Source organism: Allochromatium humboldtianum (assembly GCF_013385175.1).
Classification (GTDB): Bacteria; Pseudomonadota; Gammaproteobacteria; order Chromatiales; family Chromatiaceae; genus Thermochromatium; species Thermochromatium humboldtianum.
The window spans coordinates 99,734-126,486 of sequence record NZ_JABZEO010000010.1 but is presented as its reverse complement, the minus strand read 5'-3'; the positions used below and the strand labels follow the sequence as shown (position 1 = coordinate 126,486).

Sequence of the window (26,753 nt, the reverse complement as noted above, 5' to 3'; positions counted from 1 at the left end):
ACCGGGTATCGGGAGGATCGACGATCGGTAGACTCCAAACCGCGCGGCGGCCTGAAAGCACTACCCGTGGATAACCCTATTGTTGTACCATCTTTGCACGACAAGCGAAACCGGACCGCGCCGCCATGCCAGCCCGCAAGACCGAGACCCTGACCATCCGCCTCTGTCCCGAGACCAAGGCCGCGTTGCGCCAAGCGGCCGAGCGCGAGCGGCGCAGTCTGTCGAACATGCTGGAGATCATGATTCGCGATTATCCCGGTCTGGATGCCCTGCAACGGGCGCCCAATCGCGTCGAGGCTCAGATCCCTCACTGCGGCGATCAGCCGCTTTAACCTCTATTCCGAAGACCGCTGACTTCAGCGGCGGCAAGGTGTGCTGTGCCGCCGTAGGCCGCGAAACGCTTAGCTAAGGAGAGAATATCGGATGACCCTGAAAGAAAGCGCCATCGAACAGCGGCTGATCGACAAGCTCCAAGATCTCAAGTACACCTATCGACCCGACATCCGCGACAAAGCCGCGCTGGAGCAGAATTTTCGCGCCAAGTTCGAGGCGCTCAACGGCGTCACGCTCACCGATGCCGAGTTCGCACGCCTACGCGATGAGATCATCACCGCCGATGTCTTTCAGGCCGCCAAGCGACTGCGCGAATACGGCTACTTTGAGCGTGAGGACGGCACCTCACTGCATTACATGCTGGTCAACCTCAAGGACTGGTGTAAGAACACCTTCGAGGTCATTCACCAACTGCGCATCAATACGGACAACAGCCACCAACGCTATGACGTGATCCTGCTGATCAACGGTCTGCCGCTGGTGCAGGCCGAACTGAAGACGTTGGGCATCAACCCGCGCCGCGCGATGGAGCAGATCGTCGAGTATCGCAACGATCCCGGCAACGGCTACACCAACACGCTGCTTTGCTTCATGCAGCTCTTTATCGTCAGCAACCGCGATCAGACCTATTACTTCGCCAACAACCACAGCCAGCATTTCGCCTTCAACGCCGACGAGCGATTTTTACCGATCTACCAATGGGCCGATGTCAAGAACCGTAAGATCACCCATCTGGACGAGTTCGCGGAGCAGTTTCTAGCGAAGTGCACCCTCGGCCAGATGATCAGCCGGTACATGGTTCTGGTCGCCAGTGAACAAAAACTGCTGATCATGCGCCCTTACCAGATCTATGCCGTCAAGGCCATCGTCGCCTGCATCCACGAGTGTCTGGGCAATGGCTACATCTGGCACACTACCGGCAGCGGCAAGACGCTGACCTCGTTCAAGGCCGCGACCCTGCTCAAAGACAACCCCGACATCGAGAAATGCCTGTTCGTGGTGGATCGCAAGGATCTCGACCGCCAGACTCGTATCGAATTCAACAAGTTTCAGGAAGGTTGTGTCGAGGAGAACACCAATACCGAGACTCTGGTTCGCCGCTTACTCTCGGAAGACTATGCCGACAAGGTGATCGTCACCACCATTCAGAAGCTTGGTTTGGCGTTGGATGAGAACAGCAAGAAGGCCCGGCAGCATAAGGACAAGGGCCAGTTGACCTACAAGGAACGGCTCGCCCCGCTGCGCGACAAGCGCTTGGTCATTATCTTCGACGAATGCCACCGCTCGCAGTTTGGCGACAACCATCAGGCCATCAAAGAATTCTTCCCCAAGGCGCAACTGTTCGGCTTTACCGGCACACCCATCTTCAATGATAACGCCAGTTACGAGAAGATCGACGGCACTATCGGCTCCTACAAGACGACCAAGGACATCTTCGAGAAACAACTGCACGCCTACACCATCACCCACGCCATTGATGACTGCAACGTGCTGCGGTTTCATATCGATTACTTCAAACCAGAGGGCAAGCCCAAAGCGCCGCGTGACGCAGACGCCAAGCTGGCTCCGGCCCCAACCAAGCCCAACAGCGTCAAGCCCGGTCCAGTCGTTGCGCAATCAGCCGTCGTCGAGGCCATCCTCGCTAAACACGATGCCGCGACCAACCAGCGCCGCTTCAACGCGCTGCTGGCCACCGCCTCCATCAACGACGCGATCGCCTATTACGAACGCTTCAAGCAGGTGCAGGCGGAACGTCAGGCAACCGACCCGGACTTTCGCCCGATCAACATCGCCTGCGTGTTCTCCCCACCCGCCGAGGGCAACAAGGATGTCAAGCAGTTGCAGGAAGACTTGCCGCAGGAAAAGGCCGATAACCAGCAGGAGCCTGAGAAGAAGAAAGCCGCCCTGCAGCAGATCATCGCCGACTACAACGCCCGGTACGCCACCAACCACACGTTGAGCGAGTTCGATCTGTACTATCAGGATGTGCAGCAACGCATTAAGGATCAGAAGTACCCCAACAGCGACTACCCGCACACGCACAAGATCGACCTCACAATCGTGGTCGATATGTTGCTAACCGGCTTCGACTCTCAGTACCTCAACACCCTCTACGTCGATAAGAACCTGAAGCATCACGGCCTGATTCAAGCCTTCTCGCGCACCAACCGCGTACTCAACAAGACCAAGCCTCACGGCAACATCCTCGACTTCCGCGCACAGCAAAAGGCTGTGGATGAGGCCATCGCGCTGTTCTCCGGCGAGGACAGCCGTCGCGCCCGCAAAATCTGGCTGGTCGATCCGGCCCCGAAGGTCATCGAAAAGCTCGATGCCGCCGTGCAGCAACTGGAAACCTTCATGGCAAAGCAGGGGCAGCCCTGCACGCCGGAGGCGGTCAACAATCTCAAGGGCGATGCGGCGCGGGTTGAGTTCGTCAAGCGCTTCAAGGAGATTCAGCGGCTCAGGACGCAGCTTGATCAGTACACCGACCTGAACGACGCGCAACGCGAGCAGATCGAACAGCACTTGCCAGAAGATCGCTTGCGCGGCTTCAAGGGGATGTATCTGGAGACCGCCCAGCGGCTCAAGGAGCAGCAGGGCACGGGCGGAAACGGCAACGGGACGCAGACGACCATTGAGCAACTCGATTTCGAGTTCGTGCTCTTTTCCTCGACGGTGATCGACTACGACTACATCATGGGCTTGATCGCGCGCTTTAGTCAGGAGCCGCCCAGCAAGCAGACCATGAGCCGCGAGCAGCTAATCAATCTGCTCGGGGCCAGCAGCAATCTGATGGACGAGCGCGCGGACATCATCGCCTACATCGACACCCTGCAAGCCGGCACGGGCCTGAGCGAGAAAGCCATCCGCGACGGCTATCAGGGCTTCAAGTCACAGAAGGCCCAGGATGAACTGACCGCCCTGGCCAACCGGCACGGGCTCGCGCCGGAGGTGCTGCAAGGCTTCGTCGACGGGATTCTGGATCGGCTGATCTTCGACGGCGAGCAACTCAGCGAGCTGTTCACGCCGCTGAATCTGAGCTGGAAGGCGCGCGGCAATGCAGAACTGGCTCTGATGGAAGACTTGGTGCCGCTGTTGAAGAAGCAGGCGGGCGGGCGCGAGATTTCGGGGTTGATGGCGTATGAATAACAAGGGGAAATCGAGACATGCACAATGATTTTGTCCACGCCATGACGGAAAGTTTCGAGGGCCACGCCCAGGAGACCGAGAACGGCGTCGAGTATTGGCTGGCCCGTGATGTACAGCATTTGCTGGAGTACACTAAGTGGGACAATTTCCTCAATGTCGTCTCCAAAGCGAAGACCGCCTGCGAGGTGTCGGGCCACGACATCGCCGACCATTTTGCCGATGTCGGGAAAATGGTCGAACTCGGCTCCGGCAGCCAACGCGAGATCAGCGACATCATGCTGACGCGCTACGCCTGCTATCTGATCGCCCAGAACGGCGATCCGGCCAAGCAGGCGATCGCCTTTGCGCAAACCTACTTCGCCATGCAGACCCGCAAGGCGGAATTGATCGAACAGCGCCTGCTGGAGGCTGAACGGGTCTCGGCCCGCAAGAAACTCTCCACGACCGAGAAAGAGCTGTCGGATGTCATCTACGAACAAACCGGCGGCAACCGGAACTTTGCCCTGATCCGTAGCAAAGGCGATACCGCGCTCTTCGGCAAGAGCACCCAGGCGATGAAGGCGCAATGGCGGGTGCCGGAGAACCGCCCGCTGGCCGACTTCGCGCCCACCATCATCCTCAAGGCCAAAGACTTCGCCACCGAGATCACCATCCACAACGCCCGCACGCAACAGATGCAGAGCGAGCCGCAGATATCGCACGAACATGTCACGAACAACGCGGCGGTGCGTCAGACCCTGCTGGATCGGGGCATCCGCCCCGAAAGCCTGCCGCCCGCCGAAGACGTGAAAAAGGTGGAGCGTCGGCTCGCGTCGGCGGAAAAGAAAGCGCTGAAGAACCCTGACGGGTTGGAGGATCAATGAGCGAGGGAAAAGCACTGGTGCCGAGGTTGCGGTTCCCTGAGTTTCGGGAGGTGGGGAAGTGGCAACAGTCAACTCTAGAGCAGCTTGTTGTCATGCGATCGGGCGGCACTCCTTCAAAGGCCAACCCCGAGTTTTGGAATGGCTCGATTCCGTGGGTGTCGGCGAAGGACATGAAGCAATTCTTTTTGGAAGATACCGAAGATCACATCTCGACGGCGGCCGTCGATGAGGGTGCAAAGCTGGTACCCACGGGTACGCTATTGATGCTGACTCGTGGGATGACCTTGCTCAAAGATGTACCGATCTGCGTTCTGCGCCGAAAGATGAGCTTTAACCAAGATGTAAAAGCCCTTCGTCCGAAAAAAGATGTGGATGGGCTGTTCTTGGGTCTTTTGCTATTGGGGAATAAGCACAGGCTATTGAAGATGGTCGACATCGCGGGCCACGGAACGGGTCGACTGAATACCGACAAGTTGAAAGGACTTGAGCTATTGCTACCGCAGCCAGCCGAGCAGCAAAGAATTGCGAATTGCCTCTCCTCCCTCGACGCGCTGATCGCCGCCCAAGCGGACAAAATTGACGCCCTCAAGACCCACAAGAAAGGGCTGATGCAGCAGCTCTTCCCCCGCGAGGGCGAAACCGTCCCCCGCTTGCGCTTTCCCGAGTTTCGGGAGGCGGGGGAGTGGAAATTTACGAAAGCGAAGTATCTTTTCTCAAACAGAGTTGAGCATGGTGAAGACGGCCTGCCAATATACTCAGTCACAATGAACAACGGTTTAGCCAAACGCGATTCTCTTGATAGAAAGATCGATGATATTTCTCACTCGACTGGTAACAAGAAAGTTCATAAGCATGACATTGCCTACAACATGATGCGGATGTGGCAGGGGGCTTCTGGCGTCGCTATTGAAGATTGCATGGTTAGTCCCGCATACGTCATATTGGCACCATCTGACGGTGTTTGCGCAGAATTCTACGGCTACTTTCTCAAACTGCCACAATCTTTGCAGGTACTAACCGCACATTCGCAAGGTTTAACTAAAGACCGCTTGCGACTTTATTATAAAGATTTCGCCCAAATTCCTCTGCCTCAGCCAACTTTAGGTGAACAACAAAAAATCGCCAACTGCCTCTCCTCCCTCGACGCATTGATCGCCACCCAAGCGGATAAGCTCGACGCCCTCAAGACCCACAAGAAAGGGCTGATGCAACAACTCTTCCCCGGCCCGGAGGCCGTGGCCGCATGACCAAAGACCAACTCAGCCAACTCGGCAAAACCCTCTGGGCCATCGCCGACGACCTGCGCGGCGCGATGAACGCCGACGACTTCCGCGACTACATGCTGTCGTTTCTGTTCCTGCGCTACCTCTCGGACAACTACGAGGCGGCGGCTTGGAAAGAGCTGGGGGCGGACTACCCCCAACTCGCCACCGAGGACCGCCGCGCGCCGCTGTCGGTCTGGTACGCGGACAACGCCGGGGACGTGCCGGAGTTCGAGAAGCAGATGCGCCGCAAGGTGCATTATGTGATCCACCCCGATTATCTCTGGAGCAGCCTCTATGATCGCGCCCGCACCCAGGACAAGGAACTGCTGCAAACCTTGGAGCGCGGCTTGCAGTACATCGAGAACGAATCCTTTGCCAGCACCTTTCAGGGGCTTTTCTCCGAGATCAACCTCAACTCGGAGAAGCTGGGCCGCACCCCGGCGGACCGCAACAAGAAGCTGTGCGCCATCCTCACCAAGATCGCCGAGGGAATCGCGCAGTTTTCCACCGACAGCGACACCCTTGGCGACGCCTACGAGTACCTGATTGGGCAGTTTGCGGCCGGTTCCGGCAAAAAGGCCGGGGAGTTCTACACCCCGCAAACGCTCTCGACCATCCTCTCGCGCATCGTCACCCTTGACAGCCAGGAGCCGGCCACCGGCAAGAAGAAGAAGCTCAACTGCGTGCTCGACTTCGCCTGTGGCTCCGGCTCGCTGCTGCTCAACGTCCGCCAGCAGATGGGGCCGCATGGCATCGGCATGATCTACGGGCAGGAAAAGAACATCACCACCTACAACCTGGCGCGCATGAACATGCTGCTGCACGGGATGAAGGACACCGAGTTCGACATCTACCACGGCGATTCGCTGACCAACGACTGGCCGCTGCTCAGCGAGATGAACCCGGCCAAGAAGCTCAAATGCGATGCGGTAGTCGCCAATCCGCCCTTCAGCTACCGCTGGGAGCCTAACGAGGCGCTGGGCGAGGACTTCCGCTTCAAGAGCCACGGCCTCGCGCCCAAATCCGCCGCCGACTTCGCCTTTCTGTTGCATGGTTTCAACTTCCTCAGCGAAGAAGGCACGATGTCGATCATCTTGCCCCACGGCGTCCTGTTTCGTGGTGGCGTCGAAGCCCGCATCCGCACCAAACTCCTCAAAGACGGCCACATCGACACCGTCATCGGCCTCCCGGCGAATCTGTTCTTCTCCACCGGCATCCCGGTCTGCATCCTGGTGCTGAAGAAGTGCAAAAAACCTGACGACGTGCTCTTCATCAACGCCGCCGAGCATTTCGAGAAAGGCAAACGCCAGAACGTCCTACTGCCCGAGCACATCGACAAGATCGTCGAGACCTACCAACATCGACGCAAAGAAGACCGCTACGCGCGGCGCGTCGGCATGGAAGAGATCGAGAAGAACGACTACAACCTGAACATTTCGCGCTATGTCAGTACCGCCATCGCGGAGGACGAAATCGATCTCGGCGCGGTGAATGGGGAATTATTGGCGCTGGAGCAGAAAATCAGCGCGTCCAAAGAGACGCACAACGCCTTTCTCAAAGAGCTAGGCTTGCCGCCTTTGCCCTGATCGTTTGGGTCGGCCCTTTTCCCCACAATCTCTGTCTTTGGCGCACACCGGGCCGGCGGGACAATGCTCGGATGAACATCTCCGCGCTCAACCCCACAACACCCGAAGACTGGTTCGCGCTCGGCTCCGCCGTGTTCGAGGGCCGCGCCGCCCGTCTCGACCGCTATCCGCCGCTCAACGACATGCAGGCCCAACGCGGCTGGCTGGCCGGTTTCAGCGCGTCCTGGATGGAAGCCTCGGAGCGCCATGACCGCGACCCCGCCCGCTATCCGCCGACGCTGGACCTCTGGGCGCACCTCACCCTCACCCTGACCGGTTGCCCCGACCTGTTGCGCCAACTCGGTGCCTATCGCCGGGGTGCGCAAAGCTGGGGCGATCACTGAGACGGGTGAAAACGGTGTCATCCTGTCACACCGGTACATACCCCACCTCCACCAACTCCCACCGCCCGCACCGCCACCCCTTATCCCCCTTCGTCGTCCTGACCAACACCGCCGCCACCCGCACCGCCATGATCTCCCCGTCCGGCGGCTGGAACTTCGCCGCCATCCGCGCGACCACGACCCCGTGGCGATCGGCCAGCTCCCACCCCGGCTTCCCGTCGCGCCGGGTCATCGGACGCCGTTCGAGCGGATCGCCGACCTCCAGGGCCGCGCGCGCACGATGGATCGGCGCTCCAGACTCAGCCATCCGGAGTAAGATCCGCCGAACATCACTCGCATCAAGGACCGCCATGAACCAACCATCCTCCTGGTGTTCGAGACACATCCGCGCGTACTTGCTCTTCAGCCTGCTCGGCGGTCTGATCGTCGCTCCCGTGGCGGCCGAACAAGCCACGATTCCCGGCGTCGAGGTCCAGCGATTGATACGCTCCAGCCAGAGCTGGAACGGGCATCCGCTCCCAGCCTATCGACCGGAGCAACCCGAGATCACCATTCTGCGCTTTCGCATCGAGCCGGGCGCCCGGCTGCCGCTGCATCAGCATCCGGTCATCAACGCAGGCGTGCTGCTCGGGGGTGAACTGACCGTCGAGTCCAAGGCTGGTGAGATCCTTCACCTGAAGGCCGGCGAGGCCCTGGTCGAGCTGGTCGGAGAACCGCACTTCGGCTACAACTCGGGCACCGAGCCGGTCGATCTGATCGTCTTCTATGCCGGCAACGTCGAGCAGCCGATCATGGAACTGGCTGAGGGGGCGGCGGGGCATGACTGATGCCTCCGCCTTCGTCGTCCAGTAATCACGTCGCTGTCTGGAGATTCTGGTCATGCTCAAGATCTTTTGCTCCCCGTCGCGCTACGTCCAGGGCCGCGAGGCCACCCGTCAACTGGCCCCGGAACTGCTCAGGATGGGGATTGGCGAACGCGCGCTGTTCATCGTCGGCCCCACCGCGCGCGCTCAGACCGAGCCGATGTGGCGTGAGGGGTTCCAACAGGCAAGCTTGACGTTCGAGGTCCATCCCTTTGGCGGTCAATGCTCGATGGCCGAAATCGAGCGCGGGCAGCAGGCGGCGCGGAAGTTCAACGCCACCTGTATCATCGGTGTCGGCGGCGGCAAGGCGCTCGATACCGCACGCGCCGTGGCCAATGCCCTGAACCTGCCGGTCGTCTGTTGTCCCACAGTCGCGGCCAGTGATGCGCCCTGTAGTGCGCTATCGGTGGTCTACAGCGAGGACGGAGTCTTCGAGCGCTGCCTGTTCTATACGCGCAACCCCGAACTGGTGCTGGTCGATACCGCCGTCATTGCCGGCGCGCCGGTGCGCTATCTGGTCGCGGGCATGGGCGATGCGCTGGCGACCTGGTTCGAGGCCGAGACTGTGCAACGGGCCGCCCGGCCCAATACCCTGGGTGGTGGCGATACCCTGGCGGCTCTGGCCATCGCCCGCCTGTGCTATCAAACCCTGCTCCAGGATGGACAGGCGGCGCTGATCGCCGCGCGTTCCGGCGTTATCACCCCGGCGCTGGAGCGGATCATTGAAGCCAACATCCTGCTCTCCGGGCTCGGATTCGAGTCCGGTGGTCTGGCCGTGGCCCATGCCATCCACAACGGACTGACGGCGATCCCGGAGACGCATGACTGTCTGCATGGCGAAAAAGTCGCCTTTGGCACGCTGGTGCAGCTGGTGATGGAAGGGCGGCCCACAGCCGAGATCGAGGAGGTCATGGCCTTCTGTGTCGCGGTCGGTCTGCCCCTGACCCTGCGTCAGCTGGGCATCGCGTCGCTGGAGCCGGCGCAGGCGCGTCTCATCGCCGAGCGCGCCATTGCCCCCGGCGAGACCTCTCACAACGAACCCTTTGCACTGACATGGCTGGCGGTCAGCGACGCCATCCGGGCGGCGGATGCCTTGGGCCGGGCGTTCATGGATCGGAGCGGCGCTGACCGGCGGGTTGGGTAAAGCCTGTTCGGCGGCCTGATGACCGAGACCCAGTTCCTCGATGGCGCGGCCCTGCTGCTCGGGGCGGGGTTGATGTTCAGCGGTGTGCGGGCGATCCGGCGGCGGGAGGTGGATCAGTTTAAGTGGCCAGTAACAGTGGAAGCCGAGGGGCATTACGAAGGGGCGTCGGCGGTTCGGCTGGACTGGCTGTGGTTCGTGCTCGGGGCGCTGTTCGTGGCGGGCGTGCTGTTCGATGTTACGGCCCTAAAGGTGCTGTTTCAGATCTTCCTCGAAGCGTCGTCCTGAGTTCGGCGTCGATCTATTGCATGAGGAATCTGCGATGTCGCTGACCGACCGACGCCGGGGATACCGCTATACGGGCGTCCTCTTCTCCGAGGATGGGCGCGAACTTCAACAGAACGGTCATCGCTATCGCGAGTGCGCGTTTCCGGCACGGGCCGAACGACGCTTCCGGGTCTGGCTGGTCATGGTGTTGCTCGGCACCTTTCCGGGTATTCCGTTGTTGGCAGCGGCGGGGTTGCAGGCGGATCTGTTTTGGATCGTCGCGCCCTGGCTCGTGCTGGCCTATTGGTTGCACCGGCGTATCCATGCCTGCCCGCGCTGCGGTGGTCCTTCGCGCGTGCTCAAGACGCCGTACATGGGGTCGCCGGTGCTCTATCTCTGTCCGCGCTGCCGGACGTTCTTCGAGCATGGCCAGATCGATGGCGGCTGGCCCTGGAAGTGAAACGAACTGGAGTCGAGGATGCGTCTGGCCCTTTATATGAGCTTTTTCGCCAACCTGCTCCTGGCTCTGGTGTCCTGGACCTTCCTGCCCGAGCGGGTGGCGATCCATTTCGGCCCGGGCGGTGTCCCCGATGACTGGGGATCGAGTCTGGCCATGACCGGCCTGAGCGTGGGACTGTCGCTGCTGCTGTTCGGGCTGCTGACGCGCAGTGCCGATCTGGTGCGGCGGGTTCCTGCCCGCTGGATCAATCTGCCCAATCGCGCCTACTGGCTGGCCCCGGAACGTCGTGAAGCGACGGCTGTGCGGCTTCACGAGCGACTCCAGGCCTTCGGCACGGCGCTGTTCGGGTTTCTGTTGGTGGCCGAGTGGCTGACCCTGCAAGCCAACCTCTCCGACCCGGTACGCCTCGATGGGCCGCTGTTTCTCGTCGCGCTCGGGAGCTTTCTCATCTATACCCTGTACTGGACTTGGAGTCTGGTCCGAGCCTTCCGGCGGCCGTCCGTTTGACCCGAGCCGGAAAACCGATCCACGCCGCCCATGTGCCCCGACCATGAACGACCTCGAATTCACCACTGACAGATTCCTTCCCTTCCTGCCGGAAGACTGTCAGGCCAATCCCGGTGTCTATGGGTTCGAGCTGGCCCTGTGGCTCTCGCAGGCGCTCGCCCGGGCGGGCCTCTTCACCAGCTATCCCGTGGGCGAGGACTGGGGCTGGTTCATCGAGTACATCGAGGGCGAGGCGGAAGTGATGATCGGGTGCAGCAGCCAATGCGAGGCCGGCGACGGCTATGGTGGCCAGCCCGTGACCTGGCGTGTGTTCATCGAGCCGAGGCGTTCCTTCAAACAGTGGCTCAAACGCCAACCGGCTGAGTCCAGGATCGCGGCGAAGCTGAGAACCAACATCGTGGCGGCGTTGCGTTCCGAAGGGATCGAGGTCAACGCGGGTGGTGAGTCGGGTTGAGGGCGGGCTGATCCGGTTCGCCGGTGCTTGAAGCATCCTCGTGAGCTCACGGTCTTTATGACGTCCGTCGGCTGTCTGTGGAGACTGGCTCCTGCTCCCGATAGCCATGCTGCCGGCGCCGCTTTCCGATCGCCGCGATCTGTTTCAGTCCGGCCTCGCGCGACTCAACCCAAACGATTCGCTGTCCACCCAGATGTGAGCCGATCCCTCCCCAGCACTGGAGTAGCGTCCAGTCACCGAACAGGTCACGGACCAGGGTGACGCTGTAGTAACGCTGCTTCTCGGGGTGAATCCAGCGGTATGGCGGCTCGGGATCCAGGCGGGGCATGATGGGGCGGCGCGGCGGTATCGTCGCACTCGGGCGACTTGTTCGGTTGTACTGTGGCCATGTCGGCTTGGGGCGGCAAGCGCCTCTTGAACATGACACGTTAAAGAGCTGTTTTTACCGAGTCAATCGAGCGGATGATGCAGCCGATCCGGCGGCGTGAGCTGTTCACGCTTCTCCATCCACTCCCGCACGGCCTGGATCAAGTCCTCGGTCGAGTCGAGGACGGCCTCGACCCGTTCGGTATCGAAAGGCGCGAACTGGTTGAGGATGCGTAGACGCGGACGCGGCCCCAGGCTGGCGCGCCCCGCCCGCACATTGGAGACCGTGTTGCGCGCCACGCCGAGAAAGTCGGCCAACTCGGTATCGGTCCGGAATCTGCAGGCATCCTGCACCAAATCCAGCAGTTCGCCCTCGACGTTGAGATCACGTTCCAGACGCTGGCGCGCCCGGGCCTGACGTTGCGCGAGCGCCTGACTGGACTGGCGAATGCGTTCACTCAGTCGCTCGGGCAGCAAGCTTTCCAGCCATTGGCGGCTCTGCAGAAAGCCGATGTGGTCGAGGATCTTCAACCGCTGCAGGATGCCCAGACGCGCCTTGCCATGGCGCACGCTATGGATGGTGGTGCGGGTGATGCCCAGGAAAGCGGCGACCTGCGCATCGGAGTCCAGGCCAAATCCCGTTTTCAGGACATCGAGCAGCTGTGCATCACGATGGGTCATCTCGGGTGGAGTTGCTTTTTTCATCTTGTCTGTTATTGTACCAAACAGTTACATCTGCGCGTTGCACGTCGTATGGAGTCGCTACCGTTAGCGGACGGCTAATTGTTATGGTTTAGAACGGATACATCAACATGTCTACGTTTGCCACACCACGTCGCTATCTGCGCGAGCGGGCGCTCGCCACGCATCTTTCCGTACATCGCTCGACGCTGCGCCGCTGGGTGGCGCGCGGCCTGATGCCGGCGCCGATTCGTCTGGGTTTGCGCACCGTGGTGTGGGATGCCGAGGAGATCGAGCAGTGGCAAGCCGCGCGGGCGGCCGCGCCTCGGGACCAGCCGGAGTAAAGGACTCGCTCGAAACAGGCGTGCCCGACGGGTCTGAACCGTCGGGCACAGTCGGCCGGGACGGACCCGCGTCCCGGCCACGACGCTCCAACCGCGACCGACGGTTGAGCACCGGCACGTCACAGTGTACCGCACCCAGCGCGCGTGCGATGCCTGCGCCACGCCTGTGCCGACTGGCGTCACGGTTGGTCTCGCGGTCTTTGTGAGGCGCTCCGATGACCCTGACTCCGCAAGCGACCGAACCGCCTCCGGCGGCTTCGTGCAATCCGAATCCGCTCGGTTCCCGTCCGGCCGATCACGTTCCCGTCAGCGCGCCGCCGGATCCGGAAACGGATTCCGCTGACCCTTGGCTGGACGTGGCCTTTGTCCGCGCCGCCAACCAACCGATTGCGCACGCCCGGCGTCTGCGTTGGTCGGTGCTCGCCCGGCGGTTGGGAGCCATCCAGGTCGGCATCAAGGAGGGAGCGGCCTGGTTGCCGGCGGCCATCGCTCCCGGAGCGCGTCGGGCCGAGCGCGTCGAGTCGATCTCGGCGCTGGTGCTCGATGTCGAGGCGCACACCCGTCTCGACCGGGCGACCGGGGTCAAGACCGTGGTCGGTCCCGAGCCGCCGAGCGTCGAGGCCATGGTCGCCGAGCTGGCGCTCCAAGGGTGGCGCGCCATCCTGCATACCTCCTACGCGCATCTCGATCCCCGTGTTCAGCCAGGGGATCGGGTGCATCCGCGCTATCGCTTGGTGTTGGCCTTGAGCCGCCCGTTACAGCCGGTAGAGTTGCGGCCCATAGGTCTACAGGTCGCGGCCTGGCTCGGACTCAGCGACTGTCTGGACGCCGCCTGCCTGGAACCGGCCCGACTCTATTATCTGCCACGGTGTCCGCTGGAGCGGCGCGAAGCGTTTTGCCATCACGTCCTCGCCGGTGAGCCGCTGCCGGTGGAGGTCGTGCTCGCCGAGAGCCGCCGGATCACGGCACTCCGCATGCAGACTGCGCACAGTGAGGCGGGGCGTCAAACGACGAACGTCATCGCGGCGTTCAATGCGGCCCATCCCATCGGCGAGCTGCTGGCGCGGTATGGCTATCTCCCCCAGGGCGCACAGCGTTGGCTGCATCCGGCGAGCACGTCGCGAAGGCCGGGCGTCCGCGTGTTGCCGGACAGCCGCCCTGAGCGCGTCTATTCGTCGCATGCTCAGGATCCCCTGAACACGGGGCAGGCGCACGACGCCTTCAGTGTCTATTGTCTTCTGGCACACGGCGGCGACATAACGGCCGCCGTGCGTGCCGCGGCCCGTGCGTTGGGACTGACGACGCGCCCCCAACTGTCAGTGCCAACGCCCGCAGGCACTCCGGCGACGACGTTTGGACAGGCGACGGGCGGGGAGAGCGGGGACGTGCTCGACAAAGCCGCCTTACGCCGTCAGGCCCAGCAGGCGCTGGCGCCCGAGACCCCGTTGAGTATCGACTATCCCCTGGACGCCTTGGGTTCGCTGGCCGACGCCTGTCGTGCCCTGGTGGCGGGGTTGCAGGTGCGTCCCGCCCTGGCCGGGCAGGCACTGTTGGCGACGGCGGCCTTGCTGGCCCAATCGCTCGCCAATGTCCGCACGCTGGAGTCGATCAAGCCGCTTTCGCTCTATCTGCTGACGATCAGCGAGTCGGGCGACGGCAAATCGGCCGTCGACAGCGTCGCCCAGACCGCGATCCAGGCGTGGCAACGGGCCGCCGCCCAGGCGTATCGCGCCGAACTGGAAACCACCGCTCAATCCACGACGGCCGTGCCCCCGCGCGAACCCTACCGCATCGCGCGCGATGGCACGGTCGAGGGGTTACGCCGGAGCTTTCTGCAAGGGCTGCCGTCGCAAGGTGTCTTCACCGCCGAGGCCGCCGCCCTGCTAGCGGGCTACGGCATGAGCCGTGACAACCGTACCAAGACGGCCGCAACCTTCAATGGCCTGTGGGACGACGGCGAAATCTCGGTGGCGCGCGGCACGGTCGGACGCATCCAGCTCTACGACCGGCGGCTTTCGCTGCATTGGATGCTACAACCGGAGGCGGCCCAGGATACCTTGCTCGATCCACTGCTCGTGAGCATCGGCTTCTGGCCGCGTTTTCTGCTCGCCTGGCCGGAACCCGCCATCCCGCGTCGCGCCCAGCCGTGGCGGGCCGACCGTGATTCGGCGATCGGTGATTACTGGCGGGCCTGTCAGCGACTGCTGGAGCGGCCGCTCAGTGAGGACTGTGGCGGACTCCCGGTCCTGGAACCCACCGCCGAGGCCTCGCAGTTGGGTGGGGAGTTCTTCGAGCGTCTGGAGCACCTCGCCAAGGGACGCGGCGCTCGGCTGCGCGACATCAAGCCGTTTGCCGTGCGCCTCACCGAGCAGGCGTTCCGCCTGGGGGCTGTGCTGGCGGTCTTTGAACAACCGCAGACGACCCGCCTCGAAGTCGAGGCGCTGCGCCGGGGGATCGCCTTGGCCAACTACGCCCTGGAGACCTGGCACGGGGTCTTCGGGGAGCGGGATGTCCAGGACGCCCGCGCCGGCGCCCTGAAGCTGTATGCCTGGCTGCTGGAGCAGCCGGGTGCGCGGGCGCACGAACGCTCGATGCTGCGCATCGGTCCCAAGGCACTGCGCACCGAAGCGCGGCGCGACACCGCCCTGGCCACCCTGGAGCAAGCGCGACTCGTCTACCGCGATGGGGCGCACTGGGGTGTGATCACGCAGATTCGCGAAGCGTCGATCCCGGTCTGAACGTGGGGAAAGACGAGCGATGTGTTGGTCGGTGCCCTGGGCGACACGGGCGACACGGGCGACACGGGCGACACGGGCGACAATTCAATAAAAACAAGCGCTTATGAGGGGCGACATCGCGCGATAGCGGGGCGACACGGGGCGACAGAGTGGGCAGACCTGCTACCGGTGTCGCCCTGAGTCGCCCGCCTGTCGCCCCCAGATTTTCACGACAAGTCATTGAATGATTTGAATTGTCGCCCCTGTCGCCCGTGTCGCCCGCGCGGTCTACGGGGCGGCGGCCCCGAAGACCTGATCCAGCTGCTCCCAGAGCGCCTGCTTGACCCGGCGCAGTCGCGTCTGCGGCATCAGTCGCAACCGCTCGATGGCCTCATCGAAGGTCCAGCGCTGCTTGAGCATCTGCTCGACATCCTGGCCGAAGGTGGCGGCTGGGTATTTCGCCAGCCGGATCCAGCCCAGAATGCGTGCTTCGAACACCCGAAACAGCTCCAGCTCCGTGACCGGACAGCCACGATGCTCCAGCGTCCCCAGATGGGCATTGAGCCAGATCAGGGTCGGCGCCTGTGTGTGCTCCAGGACCGCCTTGGTGCTGCTGAGCGTCTCGGCCACATCCGGTCCGCCGGCGATGACCGAGTTGAGGATCACCTGCACGCCCAAGGTGTCCAACAGGCTGAACAGCTCATTCTCGACGGCGTAGGCCATCAACGGCTGAAAGCCGTTGCTGCCGACATCGACGACGAAGTGCGTGTCGGTTTCTGCACTCGTGAGGGTCTCGACCAGCTGATCGAAGGCGCGCGGATTGACGACGTGCTCCTCGGCCAGCCGCAGATAGGTGCACTGCAACGGCCGGTAGCGCAGCAGGGTGGGGTTGGTGGTATCGGTGTCGATACAGCGCACCGAGCGCCCGCGTTCCTGAAGATACTGGGCCAGGATCGAGGAGACATAGCTCTTGCCCACGCCGCCCTTGGCCTGGAGCGTCAGATACAGAATCGACATCGCAGATGACCTCATGCACGGTTGGAATGGAGCGGGACGCGCCGGGGAGGGCGCCTAATGGATTTCGCTGTCGTCGCTGAGCGGATCCCAGTGAAAGGTGGCGGGTGGCCGGGCGGGCGGCTGGGGGCCTGAATCCTGGCGGGGCGGCGTGGGGACGCGGACAGGCGAGGCGCTGGAGCGGCTGAGTACCGTCGTGACGGCGCTCGGAGCCGGTCGCCAGGCCGCCAGATAGCGTCGAAACTGCCGCAGACTCATCGGCGGCGGATGACCCAGCGCGGCCAGCGCCCGGTAGAGTGCGCTGGCCCGGTAGCCGACGGCCAGTGCCCGGCGGATCGCCGCCTGGTGCTGCTGCATGAACGCCCGCGCCCTGGAGGGACGAGCGGCCGGCGTCCGGGCCAGCTGTGTCAGGATCCGTTCCGGGTCGAGCCGCTCCTCCGCCATCGTTGTCCTCCCCGCTCAGTGCAAACCCGGTGTCCCCCGGATGTCCGTCGACTGTCCCAGGGGTGTCCATCGGCTGTCCGCTGAGTGTCCGTCCTGTCCGTTATGACCCATTCGGTCATCTGGTCGCTCAGAATGCGCCCGGCGGACGCCATACCCGGAGCGCCGATCTTAGTCGGCGCCCGGAGGCCTGTCCGGCATCTACGGTCCTTATGTCCAGGCACCGTTTCCGGCTGACGGGCCACGGCCATCCGGCTAGGCTTGGGGTGGCGGGGGTTGACGGGGTTGATGGCTCCACGACCGCCGCCGTCAGCCGACCGCCACCGCGCGCTCAGCGGGGTGAAACCTCGCCCCATCACTCGGGGGGTGAAACACGGCGAGGTGCGGTCGTCTGCAACCGCCTGTTGGATCAGGGGATTTGGCGGGGTGAAACCTGTCTGGGGTGAATGGGGAGGTGAAACCGCCGCCCACCCCAGCGGGTGAGTCCGGCGTCCACACGTCCGGCCTCGGGGTAAAACGGGCCGGCGGCGCCAACAGGGGTGAAACAACGGTCGCGTGCGGAGGATGCAAGTGCCTGTTCCATCGCGGGTTTAGACGGTGAACCCCCATCACCCGAACCCCGAGGGTGAAACCGGCCGAGGTGTCAGCGCGCGGCGTAGGGGTGAAACATGAGCGAGGTTTCACCCAGTTAAGTAGGTCAAAAGCGGGCAAACAAAGCCAGATGCACTCACAGAGACCGACAACGCACGACAGCCTGGACTGGACGGGGAATGAAACTGCCGAGCCGGACCCGCTCTGGGCCGCCGTCGAGTCGGCGACGCTGAGGCGGCTTGATACCCTGTACGCTGAGGCGGTCGCCTTGGCCACCGACTGCATGGACGCCCTGCTCCAGGCGCGCGAGGCCCATCCCTATCACGCACGCGGCTCGGTTGGGGTACGGGTGCGCCGGTCTCCCTCACCGCGCTCGGCTCCGGGGGTGTTCCTGATCGAATGGTTTCGGGTCCGGGGACAGCAGCGGACCGACTACATCGCGCGCGGCTCCGGACATCGCTATGCACGGCGCACCTTCGGTCGGCTCGAACCCTGGGAGTGGGCGCTGATCGAGACCTATGAGCCGCGCTTCGCCGAGATCCGTCTCCTGTTGCACCAGATCGGGCTTCTGCGGCGTCAGGTGCGACACCTCACTGTGCTCCTGGAGCGACGCGAGCGGCCCGACAGCGGGCTGGCGTTCGAGCTTCAGGACTGAACCCCAGCGTCGCGCGTGCGCCTGAAGCGCCACGCGACGCCTGAGATTCAGCGTCCTCACCCAGGTTCAGTCGTAGCGGCGTGGCACTGGATGCCCCCCGCGTGGCGTCCTATCATCGCGTTCACGATCCTCATCCGGATTGTCATTCCCCAATCCCATCCACCGCCTGCCCTGCGGAGCCCCCATGCCCACACTCGGAACCGCTTTGACCCCCTCAGCCACCAAGGTACTGCTCTGCGGGGCCGGCGAGCTCGGTAAAGAGGTCGCGATCGAACTCAAGCGTCTCGGCGTCGAGGTCATCGCCTGCGACCGCTATGCCAATGCCCCGGCGATGCAGGTGGCCGATAGCGCCCACTGTTTTTCGATGCTCGACGGGGCCGAGCTGCGGCGGGTGATCGAGCAGGAGCGTCCCGACCTCATCGTCCCCGAGATCGAGGCGATCGCCACCGAGACGCTGCTGGAACTGGAAGCCGACGGGTTCCGGGTCGTGCCCACCGCCCGCGCCGTCCATCTGACCATGAACCGCGAGGGCATCCGCCGTCTGGTGGCTGAGGAACTGGGATTGCCGACCTCGAACTACCGGTTTGCCGACACGCCCGCTGAGTTCGAGCAGGCGGTCGCCGAAATCGGTCTGCCGTGCGTGGTCAAACCGATCATGAGCTCCTCGGGCAAGGGCCAGAGCCTGGTGCGCCACGCTGACGACCTGCCGGCGGCCTGGGACTATGCCCAGGTCGGCGGTCGCGCCGGTGGTGGCCGGGTGATCGTCGAGGGCTTCATCGACTTCGACTACGAAATCACCCTGCTGACGGTACGCCATCGCGACGGCACCACCTTCTGCGAACCGATCGGCCATCGCCAGGAAGAGGGCGACTATCGTGAATCCTGGCAGCCGCAGCCGATGACGCCGCGCGCGCTGGAACGTGCCCAGGCCATCGCCGCCCAAGTGACGGAGGCGCTGGGCGGGCAGGGGATCTTCGGCGTCGAACTCTTCGTGCGCGGCGATGAGGTGATCTTCAGCGAGGTCTCGCCGCGTCCCCATGATACGGGGCTGGTGACACTGATCTCACAGGATCTCTCGGAGTTTGCCCTGCACGCCCGTGCGATTCTGGGATTACCGATCCCCGCCATCCGTCAGCAGGGGCCGGCGGCCTCGGCGGTCATTCTGGCCGAAGGGGTGTCCACACAGCCGCGCTTCGGCAACCTGGCCGCCGCCCTGGCCGAACCCGGAACCGATCTGCGGCTGTTCGGCAAGCCCGAGGTGCAGGGGCGACGCCGGCTGGGCGTGGCCCTGGCGTGCGGCCAGAGTGTGGAGGAGGCCACCGCACGGGCCGTGCGCGTGGCCGATCAGGTGCAGGTCGAGCTGGAGTAACGCCTCGCATCTTGCCCCAATCGAGTCTGCCATGACCACACCGAATAAGCCCAAAAGCCGCCTCCTGGAGTCCGTGCACGGTACAGCGACTGATCTGCATCGCCTGGGCTTCATCGACCAGCGCAAGAGGCGTCACTATGACGCCCTGTGTCTGGATCCGATCCCCGAATACGACAGCACAAAAATTCGCGCCCTGCGCGACCGTTATCAGTTGAGCCAAACCGTTTTGGCCTCCCTGCTCAACACCAGTCCGTCCGCCGTTCGTCAGTGGGAGCTGGGCGACAAGCACCCAAGCGGTCCCTCGCGGAAGCTGCTCAACTTGCTGGAACGCAAGGGACTCGACGCCCTGCTCTGAGTCTCACTGATCGTTTCATTGAGCCACAGGCTATCGGCCCGATCTGAATATCGGGCGATGGCCAGGTCACCGTCCAGCCTTCGATGACGGTGGTGGTGGCGAAGACGGCCGGATCACGCACGAGGGCGAGTCCGGGCGAGGCTTCAAACAGGGGTCGAAAATCGACGGCATAGATCTGTCCGTCGATGAAGGTGATCCACAACCGGAAACCGTCAAACGGCTCGGCGCGCAATCCGCGCGGCCAGGCCCCATCGGTGTCCAGGGAGTCCGTAGAAGGCGGTGGCGTGAGGGTGTCGCGGAGGCGTGGCGGCTTTACTTTTGGGTCAAAGATACGCCAATATTGTTCTACACGAACGCCAAATGGCCATGCTCATGTCTGCACCGATACCCCCCCCTGTGAGTTCCGCCGCCGGTCTGCTGGGCGGTCGGCGTGTTTTGCACGCGCAACCGCGTCAACCCATGGATTGGGTGGCCCTGGTCCGCCAGGGATTGCCGGCGGCGTCCGTCGACAGCCTGGTCCGCTCGACACACCTGACCCAGTCACAACTGGCCCAGGCGTTGGCCATTCCTGAACGCACACTGGTCCGACGCAAACGCGAGGGCGCCTTGTCGCCGGACGAGTCGGCCAAGGTGGTGCGGTTGGCGCGTGTGGTCGAGCGCGCTGAGGGCGTGTTCGAGTCCGCCGAGGTGGCCCTGAACTGGCTGCAAGCCGTCAATGCCGCGCTCGGCGGTGTTTCGCCGCTGTCGCTGCTGGACACCGAAATCGGCGCCGAGAGCGTCCTGGACACGCTGGGGCGCATCGAGCACGGGGTCTTTGCCTGATGCCGACAGGCACAGGCACGGCCTGGCGCATCACCACCGCCCGCTTCGCCGCGCAGGCGTTCAGCTGGGAGGGGGCCAGACGCTATGGCGGACGCTGGAATCCGAAAGGCTGGCCCATGGTCTACACCGCCGAGTCACCCTCGCTGGCGTTGCTGGAGATGCTGGTTCAGGACGCGCCACTGCGGGCGCACTATGTCTTGATCCAGGCCCAGTGGCCCGAGTCCCTGGCCGAGACGCGCCTTGAGAGCGATCAGCTGCCCGAGGACTGGCGCACCCTGGGAGGGCGGGATGGGCTGCAAGCCATGGGGCGTGACTGGCTGGCGGCCGGTGAGACGGCCATACTCAGCGTTCCCAGCGCGGTCATGCCCCTGGAGCGCAACCGGCTCCTCAATCCGCTGCATCCGGACTTTGCGCATATCCAGATCGGCCAACCGCATTCGCTCGCGACCGATATACGCCTGTTACGCCATATGGAACCTTGAGACGTTTGAGGCCTCCCCACACGCTAGGCCGGATCGTGATTCCATGGTTTCACCGCCCATTGATGTGGTCAGCCTGTGGCCGAACGCCCGCCTCGAGTGCCGCCGCCATGGCCAGCACCCGCCGACCATAGGCGCGTGCCCGGCTGGAATCCCGCCAGTGGTGGTAGCGTCCCAGTCCCAAGACCAAATCATCGGGGGCCGAGCCGACGGCCTCGGCCAGCAGCCGGGCGCCAAGTTCGAGGTTGGTGCGGGCATCGAGCAGGTCTTCCGGAGCGCGCACCCGCTGGCCATGCCAGTGCAGGTTGATCTGCAATAGCCCGACATCGATGGCCCGGGGCGGATGGCGCGCAAGCAGTTGACGCAGGGCGTGGGCCGCCTCGGCCCGGGAGCGATGGAACTGTGGTCCCTCGGGGCTGCGCAGCGTATAGGGCCACGGCTGCGCACGCCCCGGACCGGCGCGACGGCGGCTCTCCTGGAGCGCCACCCCATAGAGCCAGTGCGGATCGAGTCCGTGACGCGCCGCCACCGTCTCCCACAGGGTGCCGCGCAAGAAGGCCCCTCCCGCCTCAGCCTTGGAGACAGCGGACGCCGAGGAGGCACTGATCAGGCGAATCGGCGGGGCGGCCTGGACCGCGCCGCCCAGGCCCAGACTCCAAAGCATGATCGCGACCAAAAGACGCTCAAGCATCGCGTAAGACTCCTCATCACATTGAAAGACCGGGCGCGCCGCGTCCGACCTGGCGCTAAAAACGCACTTCGAGCGCGGCGTAATACAACCGCCCGGCTAGCGGTAGATCCTGGGGCAGAGAGGTGCCGGGGGAGGCCTCCAGCCGATTGGAATTGAGCAGATTGCGCACATCGAATTGCAGCGACACCCGCCGCGTCAGTTCATGGCGGACGAGCAGATCGAGCTGGCCGTACTCGGGCGCCTCGGCGCGCGCATCCTCCGCCACCCGCGCCCGGTCGCCGACATACAGCCCCTGCAGGTTGACGAAGGTGCGCCCCCACTGCGATTGCAGCGAAGCATAGAGGCGGTGATGCGGGCTATAGCCGGCATCGGCTCCAGTGGTCTCATCGACGTTGGATTGATAGGCATACCAGCCGCGCCACAGCCAGCGGCGCGACAGGGTCCAACGCCATTCGACCTCGAAGCCCTCACCGACCTGACGCCCGACATTCTCTGGCTCGGCATAGAGTCCGCGATTCTGCAGCCGGATCTGATCGACCGTTTCATGGCGAAAGACATTCAGTCCCAGTGACAGGGCCGGACGCGGCTGAAACTCCACCGCCAGCTCAACGGTGCGCAGACGTTCGGCCTGGAGTTCGCTGTTGGCCTGATAGGTGGGCAACAGCCCGCCCTGGGTTTCGAGCACGGTCGGCACCCGGAAGCCCTCGCCATAGAGGGCTTTGAGCGTCCAGTCCGGCTCGGGGGTCCAGACCAGGACCGCGCGCGGGCTGATCTGTTGATCGATCCCGGTGTAGTCATCCAGGCGCGCGCCCCAGGTCAGCGACCATTTGGGTGCCAGCCACCATTCATCCTGGACATAGGCCGAGTACAAGTGCCGCCGCCCCGCCGTTTCGGTGGGTGTCGCCGCCGCCGACAGCGCCGTGACCAGGGCACTGAGCTGGGCGTCGAGTCCCGTGCCCAGTCCAACCGTCGTCCCGATTCCCAGCCCGCTTCGGGCGCGGGTTTCCAGATCATCGAGGCCGAGCCACTCCAGGGCGTCGAGCCGATAGTGCAACTGCTCGTAGGCCAGACCGGCGCTGATGAAGTGCCGCGGGCCGGCGGCATAGCGTCCGTCGGCGCGCAGCCGCCAGGTCTCCTGTTCGGCGCCGGAGTCGAAACGCACACCCTCGGGCACCAGCGCCGAATCCGGCAACCAGGTGGCTTCCGCTAGGGTCAGGCGCGTTTGGGCGCCCTCCAGGCGCAGCGTCATCCCGAACTGCGGATTGAATTGCAGCGTGTGCGCCAGATGCCCCTCCACGGTCTCACGGGTGCGCAGGCCCGTGGGATCGATGACTCCGAGCACGCCGGCTCCGAGCGCCTCGTGGGTGCGCGACAGACGCGCCAGAGCGCGGGTCGCGCCCAGCTGCCCCTTGAGGAGCACGCCCAGATCACGCTGATCGGTCTCCACGGCACTGGGCGCCCCCGAGAAGGCCGTCCCCAGCCCGGCATCGATCACGGACAACTGATCGCGCCCGATCGTGGGGCGATGACCGGCGCTGGTGGTCGCCTGCGCGCTGAGCACCAGGGCGCGATCCTCGGTGGCGTCTCCGGCCAGCAGTCGTGCTTCGGCGGTGGCGTCCGAGCCGCCGCCGAGGGTGAGCTGACCCTGCTCGACCCGATCCCGGGTGATGACATTGATCACGCCGGAAAAGGCATCAGCGCCAAACACGGAGGATCCCGGCCCCCGGGTGACTTCAAGGCGCTCGATCACCTCCAGCGGGATCGTCCCCAGCACGCTGAATGGATTACCGAAGATCCAGTCGGTTTGTGCCACACCATCAAGCAGGACCAGCAGATTGCCGGACCCCAGGCTGGAAAAACCGCGGACCGCCAGATTGGCGCCATAGTCACTGGTCAGACCCTGATGAAAGCCCGGGACCAGACGCAATGCCTCGACGACGGAGCGAAAGCCGCTCCGGCGGATGTCTTCGGCGGTAATCACTGTAGCCACCGCCGGAGCGGTGCGATAGGCGTGCGCGCGGCCAGTCGCGATCGTCACGCTTTGTTCGGAGCCAAACAGCGCCTGCAGCGTCTCCTCGGCCAGGGTCGGTGTGGCCAGCAAGGCCAGGGAGGTCAGGCACCAGGGTTTCATCATCAGGCCTCCTGTGCAGGCAAATCCAGCGGGCGGGACGGATCGATCAGGGTCACGAGCACCGTGATCAGATCCTCGGGTAAGACGGGCTTGACGATCAGGCGGGCGTGCAGCGGCCGGATCGCCGTCTGTAACGGGGCGCGGTCGTCGCCGGTCAGAATCACGACCGGGAGGCGGTGATGACCGCCCGCCCGCAGCTGCCGCAGGAGCTCCAGCCCCTGACAGCCGGGGAGGCGGTGATCGAGGATGACGGCGGCATAGTCCTCGGGGGTCGGTTCCAGCAAGGTCCGGGCGGCCGTGCCGTCGATGCAGGCCTCGACACTGAAACCGGCGTCGCGCAGCAGCTCTACCAGTGGCAGGCGGATGGAGTCTTCGTCCTCGGCCAACAGCAGGCGTCGACCCCGCATCCAGTCGGGAATGCCCGCGCTGGATGCGCCGGACGGAGCCGATGCTTCCTGGAGCGGCCGCTCCGACGTCGGCGTGGGCCGGCGCGGCAGCGTGAGCTGAAAGCAACTGCCGGCCCCGGGCTGACTGGTCACGCTGAGCTGGCCGCCGAGCGCCTCCATGAAGCAGCGGCTGAGCCAGAGTCCCAGCCCAATCCCCGAGGACACCCGCCCGGTCAGGCCACGGGCGCCCTGATAGAACGGCTCGAAGATCTGCTCCAGATCCGCCGCCGGGATGCCGATGCCGCAATCGGTCACCGTGATCTGAATCGGCGCTGCCTCATCCCCGGCCGTCAGGCGCACCTCGATCAGGCCGCCGGCGGTAAACTTATCGGCATTGCCGATCAGGTTGTAGAGCACCTGGGTCAGGCGTCCCTGGTCGCTGATCACGCGGCACGCGGTGGCGGGACGGTGCAGGACCAGCCGGTTGCCGGGGGCGAGCGTCGGGCGCACAGTGGCGGCGACCTGCTCGATCCAGGCACCGAGTTCCACCTGCTGATAGGTGACTTCGAGCGGATGCCCGGCTTCGGCCCTGGTCAGGGTCAGTAGCTGCTCGATCAGACCGAGCAGCTGGTGGGAGGCATGGCGGATCACGGCCAGCGGTTCTCGCCCTGTCGTCGCCCCCGGCGGCTCCAGGAGCCGGGCCTGCAGCAGGATGGCCTGGAGCGGTGTGCGCAGCTCGTGGCTAACGTTGGCCAGAAACAGCGTCTTGGCGCGGTTGGCCTGTTCAGCGGCCTCCAGCGCCTGACTGAGTTCCTCGGTGCGTGCGGCCACCCGGGCTTCCAGGTGCCGGTGATGCGCCGCCAGCCGGGCGCGCATGGCCACCAGGGCGCTCCACAGCTGATGCACCTCGGCCGGACTGGTGGCCGGCGGTGGCGGCAGGGGCGTCTCGACCGGCGTCTCCAGATCCCGGACCAGGAACGCCAGTGGCGTGAGCAGTCGCAACGTCAGCCGGACAACGGCCACGCCCAGCACGACCGTGAGCACCCCGAGCGGCCACAGGGCCAGCCCGGCGGTTTCCAGTGCAAAGTCGAAGGCGCGGTCGAGCGACAGGGTCAGGGCCACATGGCCCAACACCGGCGCGGCGGCGGGGGTGTCGGCCGGCCCGTCCGCCGCGTGGTATTCCGGGGCGTGAACGGCGACCACGACACGCTTGCGGCGTTGCGCGCCCTCCGCATCCCGGGTCGCTTCGGCCAGAAGGCGGCCGTCGCCGTCAAGGAGCGCCACGGCCAGCAGATCGGGGAACTGGAGCCGCTGGTCGACGAGTCCCTGGGCCTCCGGCTGCGATCCCACCAGCAGTGCATAGCGCGCCTCCTCGGCCAGGATCCGTGCCAGTTCCTGCGCCGTCTGCTGCGTGAACTGCCGGGCCTGCGGCCAGGTGGTCAGAAACAGGCTCACCGGCAGCGCCAGTCCCACACTCAGACCCAGCACCGCCAGGGTGCGCCACAGCTGGCGACTATAGGGTCGGTGGTTGGCGGGTGCGGCGTCAGTCAAAGATGACATCGAAGTGGGTCTCCTCGGCCGGATGGCGGGCCGCCCCGATGGCGCGTGCCGTGCGCCGGTTGAGCACCCGCCGGACCGTGTCGATATCGCGCCATCCCGGCGCGGGTTCCTGTGTCGGCCAGGCCGCCAGCGTCCGGCCCAGCGCGCGATAATCCGGCGTGAGGGCCATCAGCAGTCCGCGCTCGACGCTGTCGGCGTCATCACTGATGACTGGAAAGCCGATCTCCCAGCTGCGGCGCACCAGGGGCGGGATCAGGATGTCGGGATTGAGCGCGAGTACATCGCGATGTAGCCACACGGCCCGCGTCGGCGTGGCCTGTTGGCGCACCTGCTCGATGGCGCGTGCCGCCGCGCGCAGGTCATCCACGGCGATCGCCTCCCAGGCCAGTCCCCGTGCCTGCGCGGCCGCCCGCGCCTGCTGCACCACGGTGTCAGGCACCGTGGCGCGATACACAAACACCAGGGTCTCGATCGTCGGTGACAGGGTGTGCAGCTCGGCGATCACCAGCGCCGGGGCCACGAAGCGCGATACCCCCCGGTCGACGCCGGCCGGGCGGTCCTGGACCAGGATCGGCCAGACCCGGGCTTGGGGAAAAGCCCGGCGTGCCGCCGCATAGGCCGACTCACCCACGGCCACCAGGCGCCGGGGCACCGGCGATCCACGGTAACGGTCGAGTTCCGGGAGCGTGCAGACGGCGGTGGGAGCCGTGGTATCCGACATCAGACCGGCGGCCAGCTGCGAGATGATCGGTTCATAGGTCACCGACACCACCGGATGCACCAGCATCAGCGGCGCCTCCCGACACTCGGCCGCCGGTAGTGGCCGGGCGCCCCAGGCGATCAGCAGCACGAGTCCGGCCAGCCAGGCTCTCCAGCGGC

Annotated in this window: 29 protein-coding genes; 19 read left to right on the top strand and 10 right to left on the bottom strand. The window is 64.5% G+C overall.

Going from position 1 to position 26,753, the window contains the following annotated elements:
- The first annotated feature begins 125 nt into the window (after window positions 1-125).
- The 6 genes from HW932_RS14970 to HW932_RS14945 all read left to right on the top strand — a co-directional run bounded on the left by HW932_RS14970 (window position 126) and on the right by HW932_RS14945 (window position 7,580).
- Window positions 126-332 (top strand): ribbon-helix-helix protein, CopG family, encoded by a 207-nt coding sequence (locus HW932_RS14970; RefSeq protein WP_176977301.1) that lies wholly within the window; start codon window positions 126-128, stop codon window positions 330-332.
- Window positions 333-423: 91 nt separating this feature from the next.
- The gene (locus tag HW932_RS14965; protein WP_176977300.1) at window positions 424-3,483 is read left to right on the top strand and encodes a type I restriction endonuclease subunit R; all 3,060 of its coding nucleotides are present in this window, start codon (window positions 424-426) and stop codon (window positions 3,481-3,483) included.
- 17 nt (window positions 3,484-3,500) lie between these two features.
- Window positions 3,501-4,346 (top strand): DNA damage-inducible protein D, encoded by an 846-nt coding sequence (dinD, locus tag HW932_RS14960; RefSeq protein WP_176977299.1) that lies wholly within the window; start codon window positions 3,501-3,503, stop codon window positions 4,344-4,346.
- Window positions 4,343-5,593 carry a restriction endonuclease subunit S gene (locus tag HW932_RS14955; protein ID WP_176977298.1) on the top strand — a complete coding sequence of 417 codons (1,251 nt, stop codon included), beginning with the start codon at window positions 4,343-4,345 and terminating at the stop codon, window positions 5,591-5,593. Before dinD ends, HW932_RS14955 begins: the two co-directional genes overlap by 4 nt.
- Window positions 5,590-7,197, top strand: coding sequence for a type I restriction-modification system subunit M (locus HW932_RS14950; RefSeq protein ID WP_176977297.1), 1,608 nt, complete (start codon window positions 5,590-5,592; stop codon window positions 7,195-7,197). Before HW932_RS14955 ends, HW932_RS14950 begins: the two co-directional genes overlap by 4 nt.
- Before the next feature lie 71 nt (window positions 7,198-7,268).
- A complete protein-coding gene (locus HW932_RS14945; protein WP_176977296.1) occupies window positions 7,269-7,580 on the top strand; it encodes a histidine kinase in 312 nt (103 codons plus the stop codon).
- 25 nt (window positions 7,581-7,605) lie between these two features.
- On the opposite strand, the gene HW932_RS14940 is transcribed toward HW932_RS14945, so the two are convergent.
- On the bottom strand, window positions 7,606-7,932 hold the full coding sequence (locus HW932_RS14940) for a hypothetical protein (RefSeq protein WP_176977295.1): 327 nt from the start codon (window positions 7,930-7,932) through the stop codon (window positions 7,606-7,608).
- Between HW932_RS14940 and HW932_RS14935 the strand changes: the two genes are divergently transcribed.
- From HW932_RS14935 to HW932_RS14910, 6 genes are read left to right on the top strand one after another with little or no spacing between them, the layout of a single operon-like run.
- Window positions 7,931-8,407 carry a cupin domain-containing protein gene (locus tag HW932_RS14935; RefSeq protein WP_176977294.1) on the top strand — a complete coding sequence of 159 codons (477 nt, stop codon included), beginning with the start codon at window positions 7,931-7,933 and terminating at the stop codon, window positions 8,405-8,407. The genes HW932_RS14940 and HW932_RS14935 overlap by 2 nt on opposite strands.
- A 52-nt stretch (window positions 8,408-8,459) precedes the next feature.
- Window positions 8,460-9,587, top strand: a complete 1,128-nt coding sequence (locus tag HW932_RS14930; protein ID WP_176977293.1) for a glycerol dehydrogenase — start codon at window positions 8,460-8,462, stop codon at window positions 9,585-9,587.
- Between the two features lie 18 nt (window positions 9,588-9,605).
- Window positions 9,606-9,872 carry a hypothetical protein gene (locus HW932_RS14925; protein WP_176977292.1) on the top strand — a complete coding sequence of 89 codons (267 nt, stop codon included), beginning with the start codon at window positions 9,606-9,608 and terminating at the stop codon, window positions 9,870-9,872.
- A 34-nt stretch (window positions 9,873-9,906) separates the two neighbouring features.
- Complete coding sequence (locus HW932_RS14920) at window positions 9,907-10,311, top strand: hypothetical protein (RefSeq protein WP_176977291.1); 405 nt, start codon at window positions 9,907-9,909, stop codon at window positions 10,309-10,311.
- A gap of 18 nt (window positions 10,312-10,329) precedes the next feature.
- On the top strand, window positions 10,330-10,818 hold the full coding sequence (locus HW932_RS14915; protein WP_176977290.1) for a DUF1648 domain-containing protein: 489 nt from the start codon (window positions 10,330-10,332) through the stop codon (window positions 10,816-10,818).
- A 43-nt stretch (window positions 10,819-10,861) separates the two neighbouring features.
- Complete coding sequence (locus HW932_RS14910; RefSeq protein WP_176977289.1) at window positions 10,862-11,272, top strand: hypothetical protein; 411 nt, start codon at window positions 10,862-10,864, stop codon at window positions 11,270-11,272.
- 55 nt (window positions 11,273-11,327) lie between these two features.
- Here HW932_RS14910 and HW932_RS14905 read toward each other — a convergent pair whose 3' ends face one another.
- Window positions 11,328-11,600 (bottom strand): WGR domain-containing protein, encoded by a 273-nt coding sequence (locus tag HW932_RS14905; RefSeq protein WP_176977288.1) that lies wholly within the window; start codon window positions 11,598-11,600, stop codon window positions 11,328-11,330.
- A 122-nt stretch (window positions 11,601-11,722) separates the two neighbouring features.
- The gene (locus HW932_RS14900; RefSeq protein WP_176977287.1) at window positions 11,723-12,343 is read right to left on the bottom strand and encodes a hypothetical protein; all 621 of its coding nucleotides are present in this window, start codon (window positions 12,341-12,343) and stop codon (window positions 11,723-11,725) included.
- 107 nt (window positions 12,344-12,450) lie between these two features.
- Here HW932_RS14900 and HW932_RS14895 point away from each other — a divergent pair, with 107 nt between their 5' ends.
- Window positions 12,451-12,663, top strand: coding sequence for a helix-turn-helix transcriptional regulator (locus HW932_RS14895; protein WP_176977286.1), 213 nt, complete (start codon window positions 12,451-12,453; stop codon window positions 12,661-12,663).
- A gap of 215 nt (window positions 12,664-12,878) precedes the next feature.
- Window positions 12,879-15,401, top strand: coding sequence for a DUF3987 domain-containing protein (locus HW932_RS14890; protein WP_176977285.1), 2,523 nt, complete (start codon window positions 12,879-12,881; stop codon window positions 15,399-15,401).
- Between the two features lie 267 nt (window positions 15,402-15,668).
- Here the strand turns inward: HW932_RS14890 and HW932_RS14885 are convergent, their stop codons facing one another.
- Together HW932_RS14885 and HW932_RS14880 are read right to left on the bottom strand one after the other, a co-directional pair.
- A complete protein-coding gene (locus tag HW932_RS14885) occupies window positions 15,669-16,397 on the bottom strand; it encodes a nucleotide-binding protein (RefSeq protein WP_176977284.1) in 729 nt (242 codons plus the stop codon).
- 54 nt (window positions 16,398-16,451) lie between these two features.
- Entirely contained in the window at window positions 16,452-16,838 is a 387-nt protein-coding gene (locus HW932_RS14880; RefSeq protein ID WP_176977283.1) for a hypothetical protein, read from the bottom strand.
- A gap of 718 nt (window positions 16,839-17,556) precedes the next feature.
- On the opposite strand from HW932_RS14880, the gene mobI reads away from it, so the two are divergent.
- The 3 genes from mobI (at window position 17,557) to HW932_RS14865 (ending at window position 19,805) form a co-directional block, all read left to right on the top strand.
- Window positions 17,557-18,081, top strand: coding sequence for a conjugative transfer protein MobI(A/C) (gene mobI / locus HW932_RS14875; RefSeq protein ID WP_176977282.1), 525 nt, complete (start codon window positions 17,557-17,559; stop codon window positions 18,079-18,081).
- 184 nt (window positions 18,082-18,265) lie between these two features.
- Entirely contained in the window at window positions 18,266-19,450 is a 1,185-nt protein-coding gene (gene purT / locus HW932_RS14870) for a formate-dependent phosphoribosylglycinamide formyltransferase (RefSeq protein WP_176977281.1), read from the top strand.
- Window positions 19,451-19,481: 31 nt separating this feature from the next.
- Window positions 19,482-19,805 (top strand): helix-turn-helix domain-containing protein, encoded by a 324-nt coding sequence (locus HW932_RS14865; RefSeq protein ID WP_176977280.1) that lies wholly within the window; start codon window positions 19,482-19,484, stop codon window positions 19,803-19,805.
- On the opposite strand, the gene HW932_RS22205 is transcribed toward HW932_RS14865, so the two are convergent.
- Complete coding sequence (locus HW932_RS22205) at window positions 19,765-20,037, bottom strand: DUF2442 domain-containing protein (protein WP_176977279.1); 273 nt, start codon at window positions 20,035-20,037, stop codon at window positions 19,765-19,767. The genes HW932_RS14865 and HW932_RS22205 overlap by 41 nt on opposite strands.
- Window positions 20,038-20,201: 164 nt before the next feature.
- Here HW932_RS22205 and parS point away from each other — a divergent pair, with 164 nt between their 5' ends.
- Window positions 20,202-20,627, top strand: coding sequence for a type II RES/Xre toxin-antitoxin system antitoxin (gene parS, locus HW932_RS14855; protein ID WP_343047372.1), 426 nt, complete (start codon window positions 20,202-20,204; stop codon window positions 20,625-20,627).
- Window positions 20,627-21,109 carry an RES family NAD+ phosphorylase gene (locus tag HW932_RS14850; protein ID WP_176977277.1) on the top strand — a complete coding sequence of 161 codons (483 nt, stop codon included), beginning with the start codon at window positions 20,627-20,629 and terminating at the stop codon, window positions 21,107-21,109. Before parS ends, HW932_RS14850 begins: the two co-directional genes overlap by 1 nt.
- 49 nt (window positions 21,110-21,158) lie before the next feature.
- Here HW932_RS14850 and HW932_RS14845 read toward each other — a convergent pair whose 3' ends face one another.
- From HW932_RS14845 to HW932_RS14830, 4 genes are read right to left on the bottom strand one after another with little or no spacing between them, the layout of a single operon-like run.
- Window positions 21,159-21,797, bottom strand: a complete 639-nt coding sequence (locus HW932_RS14845) for a lysozyme family protein (RefSeq protein ID WP_176977276.1) — start codon at window positions 21,795-21,797, stop codon at window positions 21,159-21,161.
- A 55-nt stretch (window positions 21,798-21,852) separates the two neighbouring features.
- Window positions 21,853-23,928: a TonB-dependent receptor plug domain-containing protein gene (locus HW932_RS14840; protein ID WP_176977275.1), complete on the bottom strand. Its 2,076-nt coding sequence runs from the start codon at window positions 23,926-23,928 to the stop codon at window positions 21,853-21,855.
- A gap of 2 nt (window positions 23,929-23,930) precedes the next feature.
- On the bottom strand, window positions 23,931-25,874 hold the full coding sequence (locus tag HW932_RS14835; RefSeq protein ID WP_176977274.1) for a hybrid sensor histidine kinase/response regulator: 1,944 nt from the start codon (window positions 25,872-25,874) through the stop codon (window positions 23,931-23,933).
- A complete protein-coding gene (locus HW932_RS14830; RefSeq protein WP_343047371.1) occupies window positions 25,858-26,724 on the bottom strand; it encodes a hypothetical protein in 867 nt (288 codons plus the stop codon). The genes HW932_RS14835 and HW932_RS14830 overlap by 17 nt, the downstream gene beginning before the upstream one ends.
- Window positions 26,725-26,753 lie beyond the last annotated feature (29 nt).

Excerpts from the sequence above, each read along its gene's own strand:
- HW932_RS14970 (WP_176977301.1), top strand. The coding sequence starts at position 126 with ATGCCAGCCCGCAAGACCGAGACCCTGACCATCCGCCTCTGTCCCGAG.
- HW932_RS14965 (WP_176977300.1), top strand. The coding sequence starts at position 424 with ATGACCCTGAAAGAAAGCGCCATCGAACAGCGGCTGATCGACAAGCTC.
- dinD (WP_176977299.1), top strand. The coding sequence starts at position 3,501 with ATGCACAATGATTTTGTCCACGCCATGACGGAAAGTTTCGAGGGCCAC.
- HW932_RS14955 (WP_176977298.1), top strand. The coding sequence starts at position 4,343 with ATGAGCGAGGGAAAAGCACTGGTGCCGAGGTTGCGGTTCCCTGAGTTT.
- HW932_RS14950 (WP_176977297.1), top strand. The coding sequence starts at position 5,590 with ATGACCAAAGACCAACTCAGCCAACTCGGCAAAACCCTCTGGGCCATC.
- HW932_RS14945 (WP_176977296.1), top strand. The coding sequence starts at position 7,269 with ATGAACATCTCCGCGCTCAACCCCACAACACCCGAAGACTGGTTCGCG.
- HW932_RS14935 (WP_176977294.1), top strand. The coding sequence starts at position 7,931 with ATGAACCAACCATCCTCCTGGTGTTCGAGACACATCCGCGCGTACTTG.
- HW932_RS14940 (WP_176977295.1), bottom strand. The coding sequence starts at position 7,932 with ATGGCGGTCCTTGATGCGAGTGATGTTCGGCGGATCTTACTCCGGATG.
- HW932_RS14930 (WP_176977293.1), top strand. The coding sequence starts at position 8,460 with ATGCTCAAGATCTTTTGCTCCCCGTCGCGCTACGTCCAGGGCCGCGAG.
- HW932_RS14925 (WP_176977292.1), top strand. The coding sequence starts at position 9,606 with ATGACCGAGACCCAGTTCCTCGATGGCGCGGCCCTGCTGCTCGGGGCG.
- HW932_RS14920 (WP_176977291.1), top strand. The coding sequence starts at position 9,907 with ATGTCGCTGACCGACCGACGCCGGGGATACCGCTATACGGGCGTCCTC.
- HW932_RS14915 (WP_176977290.1), top strand. The coding sequence starts at position 10,330 with ATGCGTCTGGCCCTTTATATGAGCTTTTTCGCCAACCTGCTCCTGGCT.
- HW932_RS14910 (WP_176977289.1), top strand. The coding sequence starts at position 10,862 with ATGAACGACCTCGAATTCACCACTGACAGATTCCTTCCCTTCCTGCCG.
- HW932_RS14905 (WP_176977288.1), bottom strand. The coding sequence starts at position 11,600 with ATGCCCCGCCTGGATCCCGAGCCGCCATACCGCTGGATTCACCCCGAG.
- HW932_RS14900 (WP_176977287.1), bottom strand. The coding sequence starts at position 12,343 with ATGAAAAAAGCAACTCCACCCGAGATGACCCATCGTGATGCACAGCTG.
- HW932_RS14895 (WP_176977286.1), top strand. The coding sequence starts at position 12,451 with ATGTCTACGTTTGCCACACCACGTCGCTATCTGCGCGAGCGGGCGCTC.
- HW932_RS14890 (WP_176977285.1), top strand. The coding sequence starts at position 12,879 with ATGACCCTGACTCCGCAAGCGACCGAACCGCCTCCGGCGGCTTCGTGC.
- HW932_RS14885 (WP_176977284.1), bottom strand. The coding sequence starts at position 16,397 with ATGTCGATTCTGTATCTGACGCTCCAGGCCAAGGGCGGCGTGGGCAAG.
- HW932_RS14880 (WP_176977283.1), bottom strand. The coding sequence starts at position 16,838 with ATGGCGGAGGAGCGGCTCGACCCGGAACGGATCCTGACACAGCTGGCC.
- mobI (WP_176977282.1), top strand. The coding sequence starts at position 17,557 with ATGCACTCACAGAGACCGACAACGCACGACAGCCTGGACTGGACGGGG.
- purT (WP_176977281.1), top strand. The coding sequence starts at position 18,266 with ATGCCCACACTCGGAACCGCTTTGACCCCCTCAGCCACCAAGGTACTG.
- HW932_RS14865 (WP_176977280.1), top strand. The coding sequence starts at position 19,482 with ATGACCACACCGAATAAGCCCAAAAGCCGCCTCCTGGAGTCCGTGCAC.
- HW932_RS14850 (WP_176977277.1), top strand. The coding sequence starts at position 20,627 with ATGCCGACAGGCACAGGCACGGCCTGGCGCATCACCACCGCCCGCTTC.
- HW932_RS14845 (WP_176977276.1), bottom strand. The coding sequence starts at position 21,797 with ATGCTTGAGCGTCTTTTGGTCGCGATCATGCTTTGGAGTCTGGGCCTG.
- HW932_RS14840 (WP_176977275.1), bottom strand. The coding sequence starts at position 23,928 with ATGAAACCCTGGTGCCTGACCTCCCTGGCCTTGCTGGCCACACCGACC.
- HW932_RS14835 (WP_176977274.1), bottom strand. The coding sequence starts at position 25,874 with ATGTCATCTTTGACTGACGCCGCACCCGCCAACCACCGACCCTATAGT.